Here is a 12,367-nt window from a genome sequence, read left to right as displayed (position 1 = left end):
CAATCATCCCGCAACGAGTTTCCCGAAAGAATCAGATCGCGTAAAAGCGCTCTAAAACCCCGGACACTCATGCAACATAATTTGTATCGAGATCAGGGTCAATACTTATTTTCGGAGACTTGTACAAAAGTTTGACGGAAAACCATAGAGTTATCACCTCACTACGCCCAATAACTGCGGTCGAGGGTCCGGTACTGGATCGCCTCGGCAATATGTTTGACCGCGATCTCCGGGGTACCTTCCAGGTCGGCGATGGTACGAGACACCTTGAGGATGCGGTCGTGAGCCCGTGCGCTGAGCCCCTGCTGCTGCATGGCGCGCTCCAGAATACGTTCCGCATCGGAGGAGAGTTCGCAAAAGATACGGATCTGCTGCGTACTCATCTGAGCGTTGGCGAAGATGGGTTTCTGTCGCCTACCAGAAGTCGCTTCTTCGATCATAGCGAAGCGCTTATGCTGCCGCTCACGCGCTGCGAGGACGCGGTCGCGAATCTGGGTCGAGCCTTCCGCCGCTTCCCCCGATCTCAGTTCCTTGTACTGCACCGCCGGAACTTCGATATGAATATCGATTCGATCGAGCAGAGGCCCGCTCACTTTGGAGACGTAGCGCTGGATCATTGGAGGCGTACACATGCACTCGCGGCTCTTGTCGTTGAAGTACCCGCAGGGGCAAGGATTCATGGCAGCTGCCAGCATGAAGCGCGCGGGAAAGCTAAGACTCATCGCCGCGCGAGAGATCGTGACCACGCCATCTTCCAATGGCTGGCGAAGTACTTCGAGCACATTGCGCGGGAATTCCGGAATCTCGTCCAGAAACAAAAGACCATTGTGGGCCAGCGAGACTTCGCCCGGACGCGGGATAGCACCTCCGCCGATCAAACCAGCATCGGAGACCGTGTGATGGGGCGAGCGAAACGGACGATGCGCCACCAGACCCTGGTCTGCATCCAGGACTCCGGCGACGGAGTGGATCTTGGTCGTCTCCAGCGCCTCTTCGAAGCGTAAAGGAGCCAGGATCGAAGGCAAACGCTTGGCCAGCATCGTCTTGCCTGAGCCCGGCGGCCCGATCATAAGGATGTTGTGCCCGCCTGCAGCAGCGACCTCCAACGCACGCTTCGCCACATGTTGGCCACGGACATCTTTGAAGTCGAAGGGAAAGCTCTGCATCTCGTTCAGCAGGTGACTGGTCTCAACGCGCAACGGTGGAACCGTGAGCGCTTCGAAGGCCGCCATGTTTAAGAGCTCGCGTGCCTCTGCCAGCGACTTCACTGGAAAAACATTGACGCCATCGACGACGGCGGCCTCTCGCGCGTTCTTCGCAGGCAGCAGAAGATTCTTGATCCCCGCCTTGCGCGCCGCGACTGCGATGGGCAGTACTCCTGGCACTCCCCGGATAGCGCCATCGAGCCCGAGTTCTCCCACCAGCAGGAAATCATCGAGGTCTTTGAGATGGAGCGCGCCATAGGCTCCCAGGATTCCCGCGGCTATGGGAAGATCGAAGCCGCTGCCTTCCTTCTTCAGATCAGCGGGTGCGAGGTTGATCGTGATCCGCGTGGGCGGAAGATCGAACCCGGAGTTCTTGATGGCGGCGCGGACGCGGTCGCGGCTCTCGCGAACGGCGGCATCGGGCAAACCTACCATGGCGAACTGCTCTTCTTCTCGCTTTACACCCGAGAAGTCCACTTCCACATCGATGATGTGGGCATCGATTCCATACACTGCTGCACTACGTGCTTTGAAAAGCATCTTCCGGGCCTGCTCAGAAAGAAGATTGTGTCACAAGGTCGCAGTGTATAGCATCGGCAACAGGGGACAATCGCATCTATTAATTTTGATGTACCTCCAACACCGCCATCCCGGCACATAGAATACGGAGTCCCGCCCTTATGCTCGCATCCATTCGACTGAGAAAAGTCACTCTTACCACTGCAGGCGCTTTGTTTCTGCTCCTTCCCAATCTGATTCAGGCGCAGGACGCCCCGGCAGATCAGAAGGCAGCCGCAGCGGACGCCTCATCTGCTCCTTCAGTCGACGAAGCATGGTCGCAGATCAATACGGCGCTCGATGCCAAGAGCGTCGACACCCAGCTCCAGGCCATTGCTGCTCTCGGTCTCATGGGAAACTCCCCCAAGGCCTTTACCATTCTCAGCGCCCACTTCGACAACAAGGAAGTCGACATCCGCGTCGCTTCCATCGTCGCTGCGGGAGAGACGAAGAACCCGAACTTTACGACGGCGCTGCGGTCTCTTCTGGATGACGCAGAGCCGCAGGTAGCCTTGGCAGCAGCTTCGACCCTCTGGAAGATGAACGACCACAGCGGAGAAGATGTTCTGGTCGCCATTGCCCGCGGCGAGCGCAAGGCCGACGGAGGATTCTTCAATACTGGCATGCACAACGCCAACCGAACGCTCCACAATCCCCTGGCGCTGGCAAAGCTCGGCGCTCTTCAGGCCTCGACGATTCTGCTTCCGCCTGTCGGCATCGGCCTGGGAGCCTTTCACTACATGAAGGGGCAGGGCGGACTTTCTCCCCGTGTCGTGGCAATTGAGCAACTCGCGCAGGACCACACAGACTTTGTCCGTAACGAGTTGATCGCCGCGACGACTGATAAAGATACCGGTCTTCGGCTGGCAGCGGCCGAGGAGCTTGCGAAGTTTCGCGGTCCGGAGGTCGTCAAGGCCCTTGGTACTCTCGTCAGCGACAGTAAACCTGGGGTACGTCTCATCGCCTGCGGAGCCTATATTCGAGTCAGCATGCCGGAAGCAAAACCTGCACGCGTCGTCCGTAAGCACTAGTTGCCGGATGTAAAGAAGGCCATGCTGTGAACACGAGTCTCTTCGAGCTCTTCAAGATCGGTATCGGCCCTTCCAGCTCTCACACTGTCGGCCCTATGCGCGCGGCCCTTGCGTTTCTTCACGAGGCAGGGCCGCGCCTCCCCGACATCCACCGCGTCCTAATCGATCTCTATGGCTCACTGGCCCTGACGGGCATCGGCCACGGGACAGACCATGCCGTCCTCGCAGGTCTAAGCAATCAGCAGCCAGACACCATCACTCCGGAGAGCATGGCCTCCCTTCTGGATCGCGCCTCGGCCAAGAACCAGTTGCTCTTCCACGGCGATCATCCCATCGAGTTCCTTCGCGAGCGCGATCTTCTCTTCCATCGCGACCAGATGTTCCCCGCCCCGGAGATCAAGACGCACCCCAATGGCATGCGCTTCACCGCCTTCGATGCCACGGGAGAGATCGTCGCGTCTCACGTCTACTTTTCCATCGGTGGCGGTTTCGTGATTCCGGCGGAGGAGCTTTCGCCGGAAGAGGACGCTGTTCCCAAATCCTCACGCCCCATGCCCTTCCCTTTCCGAAGTGCGGAAGAGCTCTTGAAACTCTCAACCAAAAGTAACCTGACGATTGCCGAGCTCATGTTCCAGAATGAAGTGGCGCTGGCACACGACGCCTCCATCCTTCGGCCGCGCGTCGAGCATCCCACGGGCGAACAGGATGCAGACAAGGTCCGCGATGGCATCCTTGCGCTCTGGTCCGCCATGCGCGACTGTGCCGAGCGCGGCATGCGTACGGGAGGCATCCTTCCCGGTGGTCTGAACGTGCGTCGAAGAGCACAGCGCCTCTCCGAGCGCCTGAAGGAGGAAGGCTCACGCGATCCGCTCGCTCCCCTCGACTGGCTGACGATCTATGCCATGGCCGTCAACGAAGAGAACGCCGCAGGCAGCCGCGTCGTCACCGCGCCCACCAACGGAGCGGCAGGAGTGATCCCTGCCATTGGCCTCTATTATCTAAACTTCATCGAAGGAGCGAATGACGACGGTATCGTCCGCTACTTCCTCACCGCTGCAGCCATCGGCATCCTCTACAAGGAGAACGCTTCGATCTCCGGTGCAGAGGTCGGTTGCCAAGGCGAGGTCGGCGTTGCATGCTCGATGGCTGCGGGTGGCCTTGTCGCTGCGCTCGGCGGTACCAACGCGCAGGTGGAGCACGCTGCGGAGATCGGTATGGAACACAATCTTGGCATGACGTGTGATCCCATCGGTGGCCTCGTACAGATTCCATGCATCGAACGCAACGCGATGGGCGCAGTGAAAGCGGTCAACGCAGCACGCATGGCGATGCACGAAACCGATGAGCACAAGGTCTCTCTCGACCAGGTGATTCGCACGATGTACCAGACGGGACTCGATATGCAATCGCGTTATAAGGAAACTTCGCTCGCCGGTTTGGCGCTCAACGTCATCGAATGTTGATCGATCTGCTTAAATTTTTCTCAGCAGAATTTTCATCTATGACATTTTTTACTTGACACTGATTTTTCAGACTTCTATACATTCGATAGTCGCTATGAACGAGATGCGGCGCGATGTCTTCTCATTCAGGGAGAATAGACAGCGGTAAGACGCAACCCGGTGGCAAAGACCGCGGATGCAAAAGGCAAAGCAACAATAGCAAAACACTGCGGGGAGCGCGTCATGCGCTCCCCGCAGTGTTTTGTGCCGACCTTTGCGCAGCACCGCAAAGGTGCATGAACACAGGCGATTTCTCTCTCGGCACATGAGACGCGATACACTCGTCCACGGGCAACACCGAAGCAAGACCACCATAACGAGGACGCAAAACGATGACACGCCGACGATGGATCGCAGACACATGGAACGAAGAACGGACCTCCGCTTCGCTCACCGGCGATCAGGCATCACACCTTGCACGTGTCCTCCGAGCAGAGCCGGGACAGATTTTTGACGTCGTCGCAGGAGGATTTCTTCATCGCGCCGAAGTCGTTAACGTCGGCGAGGACGCGGTCATCTTCACCCTGCATGAGGAGATGGAGTCGGATGCCGCTCTTCCCGTTCATCTCTACCTCGCCGTCTACAAGTTCGATCATCTGGAATGGGCGATCGAGAAGGCGACCGAACTGGGCGTGGCACGCATCACACCTGTACTCGCCCGGAGAACCGAGAAGCATCTCGCACAGGCATCTACCAAGCGTGTCGAACGCTGGAGACGCATCGTGCTTGAATCCTCGAAGCAGTCACGCCGCACAGAGATCCCAGTCGTGGACGATCCAGCTACGCTCGCCTCTACTCTCAAGACCTGCACAGCGGGCACACGCATCCTGCTTGCGGAGACAGAGCAGGAGAACACACTGGCCGCCGCGCTGAAAGGTCATGCAGGCGACATCGCACTGGCCGTCGGCCCTGAAGGTGGATGGACGCCGGAGGAAATGGCGCTCTTCTCAACGCAGCAATGGACACACGCTACACTCGGGCCGCGCATTCTGCGTGCGGAGACAGCCTGCATTGCTGCATTGGCAATCACCAGTTCGATCCTGTAAACAAAAAAGCGCGACGCCAAAGCGCCGCGCTGGTGTGCTGAAGACCTCTAGCTGAAGATGTCCTTCATCTTGTCCAGGAACGTCCGCGTATGCGGCGTGTTCTGTACTTCCATGGTCTCTCCAAGCTGCTTAAGAAGATCCCGTTGCTGCTTGTTGAGTTTCTGCGGCGTCTGCACCCGAATCTCCACAACAAGGTCGCCCTTGCCGTGCTCATTCAGATGAGGCACGCCACGGCCACGCAGCTTGAACCGCTTGCCGCTCTGCGTTCCTTCCGGAATGTTGATCGACGTCACACCGTCCATCGTGGGTACTTCGATCTCCAGACCGAGAGCCGCCTGTGGGAATGACATGGGGATCACGCAGTGCAAGTCATCGCCCTCGCGCTCGAAGAAGGCATGCGCCTCCACGCTCAGCGAGACGTACAGATCGCCGGCAGGACCGCCATACTTTCCAGCTTCGCCTTCGCCACCGTAGCGGATGCGTGTACCGTCTTCGACGCCTGCGGGAACCTTCACCAGGATCTCGTGCTCACGCATGACCCGTGTCTCACCTTTGCAGGTCAGGCAGGGATCGGTGATTGTTGTGCCTGTGCCGCCGCACTTGGGGCAAGGCCGCGCAACGGAGAAGAAGCCCTGCTGGAAGCGCACCTGCCCATGTCCTTTGCACTGTGCGCAGGTCTGCGGCTGTTTGCCATGGGCAGCGCCGGTTCCATTGCAGTCGTCGCAGGTTTCCAGCCGGCGGATCTTGATCGTCTCTTCTTTTCCAAAGACGGAATCGGCAAACTCGAGCTTCATGTCGTAACGAAGATCGCGTCCACGCTGCGCCCGTGAGGCACGCCGGCCGCTGTTGCCACCCATGTTGAACATCTCGCCAAAGATGTCCCCAAAGATGTCGCCAACATCCTGTCCGCCAAAGGGCGAGCCTCCACCGCCGCCGAAGCCGCTGCTCGGTCCAGCATGGCCGTAGCGATCGTAGGCAGCGCGCTTTTCCGGGTCGCTGAGCACCTGGTAAGCCTCGCTACACTGCCTGAACTTCTCCTCCGCGGCATGGTCGCCGGGATTCCGGTCCGGATGGAACTGCATCGCGAGCTTGCGGTACGACGACTTCAGCTCCTGGTCGGAGGCGTCGCGCGAAACCGAAAGCACTTCGTAGTAGTCAAGCTTCATATTTGCCGTTGAACTCATCTCTTCCTGGATTCCTTCTTATGCTTCGGTCTGCGCGTGATTCACCGCAATGCGAACCAATGCCGGGCGCAGAAGCCGTTCTTTAATGCGATATCCTGCGCGTACTTCTTCCAGCACCTGATGATCGGGATGCTCCGTCGTCTCAATCGACCCCAACGCCTCATGGAAGCGTGGGTCGAACTGCGTTCCTATTGTCTCGACTTTCTGAACGCCGAGCTGCTTCATTGCCTCTTCCATTTGACGAAGAATCAACTCCACGCCCTCCCGGAACTGCTCCGGGCTTCCCTGCGCCTTCATCGCCAGCTGGAAATTATCCAAGACGGGAAGGATCTGCTCTACCGAACTTCCTACAGCAAACTCACGGAACTCCGTCCGCTCCTTCGCGTCACGCTTGCGTGCGTTATCGAACTCTGCCTGCATCCGGGCCATGCGGTCGAGTAGCTGGTCGCGCTCCTGCTTGACCTGCTCAAACTCTGCCAGCGTAACCGTTCCTACTTCTGCCTCTGTAACCGGTACGCCTTCTACCTGCTCTGCTGCCTGCAAAATCTCCGCCTCTGTCATTGGATCGCCCTCCATCTCTCTCATCTGTTTCCACCTTTTGAACCGGTCTTGAAAATTTCCCATCACTGTGTAGAACTCTCGTCACTTGCCTGCCGCATCCGATCGAAGAGCTGTGCGACATAGCCCACGGTGTTCATCGTCTTTTCGTACTGCATGCGCTTCGGTCCAATCACTCCCACCGCGCCGCGGTTCTCCCCGTGAAGACGGGCGGGGGCCGCAATCAGTACCAGTCCCTGCATGGCAGGAGCATACTCATCCAGATCAAAGACGGCGCGCACGGACTCCTGCCGTGCATCGACGTACGCATTCAGCAGAGCAACCAGCCGCTCCTTCGCCTCCAGCGCCACCAGCATCTCGCGCAGATGCTCCCGCTCTTCCTGACCCAGCGCCGGCGCCATCATCAGGTTTGAGACGCCCTCCACATAAATCTGCTGCTCGCCCTCCGGCACCGCACCCGACCATAATTCCTTCACCGCCGCCAGCAGCCGCTGGTACTCGTTGCGCTCCTGCTCCGTGCGCTGCTGAATCTCCACCCGGACGCGCTCTACACTCCATCCACGGAAGTTCTCGTTGAGAAAGCGAGCGGCAGCCTCGAGCTCGCGCAGATCGAGATCCCGATCCAGAGCAAGAACTCGATCTCTCACAAGGCCCGACTTCAACACCACCACAGCGAGAACCTTCTTCACCGCCAGGCGCGAAAAGTGAACGTGCTCCAAGAGATCAGCGGTATCCACCGAAGCCAGTGCCACCCCGACTCCACTCGAAAGCGTTGCGAGGACGTGCGAGGTACGCTCCAGGAAGGCCTGTGTCCCGGCGATCCCTTCAAAGCTGGAATCGATCTGCGACCGCGACCGGCTGGACAGCAATGCCGGATGGATGCGGTCGTTTCCGTTCAACTGCTCAACGTAGATACGAAACGCCCGCGCCGTTGGAATGCGACCAGCGGAGGTATGCGGCTGCTCCAATAAGCCCGCATCGGCGAGTTCGGCCATCGTGTTGCGCACCGTCGCAGAACTGAGATTCGCCAGCGCCTGGGCGACGTTCTGCGAAGCCACAGGTTCGCCCGTAGAGATGTAGCTCTCCACGACCTCCGTGAGGATCGCCCGTTGCCGCGCCGTGATGTTGATCTCATTCTGCATCGTTTGGTTTACGTAATTTCGAAGACGTCTTCCTGCTTTGCAGCGATGGCCTTGGAGGCGTCCGCGACCTTCTGCGCGATGGCGAAGTAAGCCTTGGCCCTCTGCGAATTTGGCCCTGCGAGCGTGACCGGCTTACCGGTATCTCCACCCTCACGGATCTGCGGGTCGAGGTCAATCCCACCAAGGAAGGGCAGGCCATACTCACGCGCCGTGCGCTCCGTTCCGCCAGCGCCGAAGACGTCAATCACTTCGCCCGTCGGCAGCGTCATCTGGGACATATTCTCTACCAGACCAAGAACATCCACATGAACCTGGTGGAACATCTCCAGGGCCTTGCGCGCGTCCTGCAAAGCCACGCCGCTTCCCGTCGACACCACAACCGCGCCCGTCAGCGGAACCGTCTGCACCAGCGAGATCACCACATCGCCCGTTCCCGGAGGAAGATCGATCACGAGAAAATCCAGCTCGCCCCACTCCACCTGCTGGAGAAACTGCCGGATGATCTGGTGCAGCATCGGTCCGCGCATCATCAGCGGCTTGTCGCCGGGAGAGATCAGACCCACCGAGATGAACTTCACGCCAAAACTTTCCAGCGGCTGGATGCGGTTATCCGGAGCCACATTGGGCTGCCGCGTCTGTCCCATCATCATGGGCACGTTCGGCCCATAGATGTCCGCGTCGATCAGGCCGACCCGATGTCCAAGCTGCGCCAAGGCGATTGCCAGATTCACACTGAGCGTCGTTTTGCCCACGCCGCCTTTTCCGCTGCCAATGGCGATTACGTTCGCTACGCCCTTGATCGGCTGCGGTTGAGGTCCCTGTTGCGGTGCGCCGCCATGCGTGTGTCCACTGTGTGCCATCGTTTCCCTATTCCAGCCTTCTGAAACTTCTTAGATGATGCGGTAAAGCCGGTCGATTCACTGCCCCTACACGTGCCAGCCTATCGTCAGAGTACTGCGCATCTCGCGCTTTCGTGTCACTTCGCTGGACCGCATCTGCCGCCGCCGCTCCGCATCGTCGTAGCGCCGCCGCTCATGCTCCGTCTCCGGAACGATAGGCGAAACCGGCACGGGCGTTCCGTTCTGGTCCACAGCGACATACGTGATGTACGCCGTGGAGACATGCCGCAAGGTCCGCGACTTCGGATCCTCCACCATCGCTTTCACGCCGACCTCCATCGAGGTGCGGAAGGCCCGGTTCACACTCGCCTTCAGAATCAAGAGATCGCCGATATGCACCGGAGCCACGAAGTCCAGATGGTCCATCGAAGCCGTCACCACCGTGGTCGCGTGGGCGTGCCGATATGCCGCCACAGCGCCCACCAGATCGATGAACTGCATCAGGCGTCCTCCAAAGAGGTTCCCCAACGCGTTCGAGTCGCCCGGAAAGATGATCTCGCTCCGTTCCGCCTGCGACTCCCTGACCGTGCGTGCCGTTTCTGTCATCACCTTCTAGTGTCGCGTTTTGCGGGATTTCCTGCAATGCCCGACCTTCCACGGCGCATTTTTACTCCCTGATTTGCCATCATCTCCGGACGAGAGAAGAATAGACCGATGGATAAGATCGCGATGCTCTCCCAGATTCTCTCCGAGAACCCCGGCGACTCCTTCGCCCGGTACGGCCTCGCTATGGAACACCTCAGCGCCGGAGACTCCGACGCCGCGCTGACTGAGTTTGCCGCCACAACCCAGCACAACCCCGACTACGTCCCGGCCTACCAGATGAGCGCCCAGACACTGGCTAAGCTGCATCGGAACGACGAAGCCGTCGTTCGCCTGCAGGAAGGCCTCTCTGCAGCCAGCCGCACCCACAACACACATGCTGCCAGCGAGATGCAGGCGCTCCTCGACGAGCTGGAGGGCTGACGCCCATGCCCCTGGACCTCCACTGGCAGCAGATCGCGCTGAGGTTAGCGCTGGCCTGCGTCGCCAGTCTGGCCATCGGCTACAACCGCGACGAACACGGCCGACCCGCTGGCATGCGCACCATCATGCTGGTTACCCTGACGGCGACACTCTCCATGCTGCAGGTCAATCTTCTGCTTTCGCTCAGCGGAAAGGGCCCTACCAGCTTCAACACGCTCGATCTGATGCGTCTTCCCCTCGGCGTCCTCAGCGGCATTGGCTTCATCGGCGCAGGCGCCATCATTAAAAAGGAGAATGGAGCCACCGGCGTGACCACCGCCGCCACGCTCTGGTTCACCACCATGCTCGGCCTCCTTTATGGTGGAGGACAAATCTGGCTTGGCATTACCGCCACAGTGTTAGCCCTTTTCATCCTGAAAGTGCTTAAGAAGGTGGAGCAGTATGTCCCCAGAGCGCGCCGCGGAGCGCTCACCCTGAATCTGAAAGAGGGCGCTCCCGACGAACAGACCCTGCGTGAACTCATTCGCGGTTACACCTTTAAGGTCCAGACCTGGTCCGTCCAGTACGCCCCCGCCAACCAGCTGGTCACGCTTCGCTGTGAACTCCAGTGGCGGGCAAACTTTGCCCAGGCACCCAATACTCCCCGCCGCCTGGATGAGCTGCGCTCTCTTCCGGGGATTGCTGGGTTCCGATGGGATGAATAGAACATCTAATTTCCAGAAGCACCAAATCAGGAGATTCCGAGATTAATGAAATCACTCCCCGTAACACTTGGCGAACTACGCAAAAGCGAATGGACGCCTGAATACGTCGCTCGTTCGGTTAAAGACGAACTGCGCGACAACCTGATCGTAAAACTGCGCGCCAAAGAAGCCATCTTCCCCGGCATCGTAGGGTACGAAGACACCGTCACACCCCAGATCGTGAACGCGGTCCTCTCCAAACACAACTTCATTTTGCTCGGCCTGCGCGGCCAGGCAAAAAGCCGCATCCTCCGCGCGCTCACCACGCTGCTGGACGAAAAGGCCCCCTACGTCGCCGGCTCCGAGTTGCGGGACAATCCCTACGCTCCGCTGAGCAAGTACTCCCGAGACCTGATAGCCACCATGGGCGATGACACCCCCATCGCATGGATGGGACGCGAAGAGCGCTATGTCGAAAAGCTCGCGACCCCGGACGTCACCGTGGCCGATCTCATCGGCGATGTGGATCCCATCAAGGCGGCGCGCTCCGGCGAAATCCTCTCCAGCGAACTCACCATGCACTACGGCCTGCTGCCCCGCGCCAATCGCGGCATCTTCGCCATCAACGAAATCCCCGACCTCGCAGGCAAGATCCAGGTCGCGCTCTTCAACATCATGCAGGAGGGCGACGTCCAGATTAAGGGCTACCCCGTCCGCCTCGAACTCGACGTCGCCATCGTCTTTTCCGCGAACCCGGAAGACTACACGGCGCGCGGCAAGATTGTGACCCCTCTGAAAGATCGCATCGGTTCGGAGATTCGCACACACTATCTCGACTCGCTCGATCAAGCCATCTCCGTCACGGAGCAGGAAGCCTGGTCTAAGCGCGGAGGTCTCGATCTGCACATCCCACGCTACATCCGCGAAGTCGTGGAGCAGATCGCCTTCACCGCGCGCGAAGAAAAGCGCGTCGACAAGCGTAGCGGCGTATCACAGCGCCTTCCTATCTCCACACTGGAACTCGTGATCTCGAACGCCGAACGCCGCGCGCTCCTTCATGGAGAAAGCACCGCGGTTCCCCGCATCGGCGATATCTACACCGCTCTCCCCGGCATCACAGGCAAGATCGAGCTTGAGTACGAAGGCGAGATGCGCGGCGCGGATAAGGTCGTCCACGAGATCATCAACACCGCCGTCGCCCACACCTTCGACGGCTACTTCGCCGACGTGAACACGCAGCAGATCGAGGAGTGGTTCAACCTCGGCGGTACCGTGCAGCTCTCCGACGCAACCTCCTCGGAGGATTCGATGAAGGAGCTTCGCACCATCCAGGGGCTCGCAGAAAAGTTGAAGCCCCTGAAGCTGCCCGCGCACATCGCTGCCGAGCAGTTCGTCTCCGCAGCCGAGTTCCTTCTGGAAGGCATGACGGCGCATAAGCGCATCTCCCGCACGGAAGAGCGCAGCTTCACCGCCATCGAGAAGAGGAACAGGGACCGCTCGCAGGGTTTTCAGGAAGAGATCCGCGAGCGTGAGCGGGAGAAGCAGGAGTGGCAGTCCAAGAACCGCAACAAACGCGGCTTCAACTAGGTTGAA

The 12,367-nt window shown here is 59.4% G+C and carries 12 protein-coding genes; 6 read left to right on the top strand and 6 right to left on the bottom strand.

Annotated elements, in window-relative coordinates:
- Positions 1–161: 161 nt before the first annotated feature.
- Entirely contained in the window at positions 162–1,745 is a 1,584-nt protein-coding gene (locus tag ACIPR4_RS04005) for a YifB family Mg chelatase-like AAA ATPase (RefSeq protein ID WP_013567366.1), read from the bottom strand.
- Positions 1,746–1,885: 140 nt separating this feature from the next.
- Between ACIPR4_RS04005 and ACIPR4_RS04000 the strand changes: the two genes are divergently transcribed.
- From ACIPR4_RS04000 to ACIPR4_RS03990, 3 genes are all read left to right on the top strand, one after another.
- A complete protein-coding gene (locus ACIPR4_RS04000; protein ID WP_013567365.1) occupies positions 1,886–2,794 on the top strand; it encodes a HEAT repeat domain-containing protein in 909 nt (302 codons plus the stop codon).
- 26 nt (positions 2,795–2,820) lie between these two features.
- Positions 2,821–4,257, top strand: a complete 1,437-nt coding sequence (locus tag ACIPR4_RS03995) for an L-serine ammonia-lyase (protein WP_013567364.1) — start codon at positions 2,821–2,823, stop codon at positions 4,255–4,257.
- 371 nt (positions 4,258–4,628) lie between these two features.
- Complete coding sequence (locus ACIPR4_RS03990; protein ID WP_013567363.1) at positions 4,629–5,342, top strand: RsmE family RNA methyltransferase; 714 nt, start codon at positions 4,629–4,631, stop codon at positions 5,340–5,342.
- Positions 5,343–5,389: 47 nt separating this feature from the next.
- Here the strand turns inward: ACIPR4_RS03990 and dnaJ are convergent, their stop codons facing one another.
- The 5 genes from dnaJ to ACIPR4_RS03965 all read right to left on the bottom strand — a co-directional run bounded on the left by dnaJ (position 5,390) and on the right by ACIPR4_RS03965 (position 9,671).
- Complete coding sequence (gene dnaJ, locus ACIPR4_RS03985) at positions 5,390–6,526, bottom strand: molecular chaperone DnaJ (RefSeq protein ID WP_013567362.1); 1,137 nt, start codon at positions 6,524–6,526, stop codon at positions 5,390–5,392.
- Between the two features lie 18 nt (positions 6,527–6,544).
- A complete protein-coding gene (locus tag ACIPR4_RS03980; RefSeq protein ID WP_245536448.1) occupies positions 6,545–7,111 on the bottom strand; it encodes a nucleotide exchange factor GrpE in 567 nt (188 codons plus the stop codon).
- A gap of 38 nt (positions 7,112–7,149) precedes the next feature.
- Positions 7,150–8,226, bottom strand: coding sequence for a heat-inducible transcriptional repressor HrcA (hrcA, locus tag ACIPR4_RS03975; RefSeq protein WP_013567360.1), 1,077 nt, complete (start codon positions 8,224–8,226; stop codon positions 7,150–7,152).
- Between the two features lie 8 nt (positions 8,227–8,234).
- Positions 8,235–9,086 carry an Mrp/NBP35 family ATP-binding protein gene (locus ACIPR4_RS03970; protein ID WP_013567359.1) on the bottom strand — a complete coding sequence of 284 codons (852 nt, stop codon included), beginning with the start codon at positions 9,084–9,086 and terminating at the stop codon, positions 8,235–8,237.
- A gap of 66 nt (positions 9,087–9,152) precedes the next feature.
- Positions 9,153–9,671, bottom strand: a complete 519-nt coding sequence (locus ACIPR4_RS03965) for an acyl-CoA thioesterase (RefSeq protein WP_013567358.1) — start codon at positions 9,669–9,671, stop codon at positions 9,153–9,155.
- A gap of 108 nt (positions 9,672–9,779) precedes the next feature.
- Between ACIPR4_RS03965 and ACIPR4_RS03960 the strand changes: the two genes are divergently transcribed.
- Genes ACIPR4_RS03960 through ACIPR4_RS03950 form a run of 3 tightly spaced genes read left to right on the top strand, consistent with a single transcriptional unit; the run spans position 9,780 to position 12,361 of the window.
- Positions 9,780–10,091: a tetratricopeptide repeat protein gene (locus tag ACIPR4_RS03960; RefSeq protein WP_013567357.1), complete on the top strand. Its 312-nt coding sequence runs from the start codon at positions 9,780–9,782 to the stop codon at positions 10,089–10,091.
- Between the two features lie 5 nt (positions 10,092–10,096).
- Complete coding sequence (locus ACIPR4_RS03955) at positions 10,097–10,795, top strand: MgtC/SapB family protein (protein WP_013567356.1); 699 nt, start codon at positions 10,097–10,099, stop codon at positions 10,793–10,795.
- 45 nt (positions 10,796–10,840) lie between these two features.
- Positions 10,841–12,361 carry a sigma 54-interacting transcriptional regulator gene (locus ACIPR4_RS03950; protein WP_013567355.1) on the top strand — a complete coding sequence of 507 codons (1,521 nt, stop codon included), beginning with the start codon at positions 10,841–10,843 and terminating at the stop codon, positions 12,359–12,361.
- Positions 12,362–12,367 lie beyond the last annotated feature (6 nt).

This window comes from Terriglobus saanensis SP1PR4, from assembly GCF_000179915.2.
Lineage (GTDB): Bacteria > Acidobacteriota > Terriglobia > Terriglobales > Acidobacteriaceae > Terriglobus > Terriglobus saanensis.
Note: the sequence above shows the minus strand (reverse complement) of the source record. Positions and strands in the feature narration are given on the sequence as shown.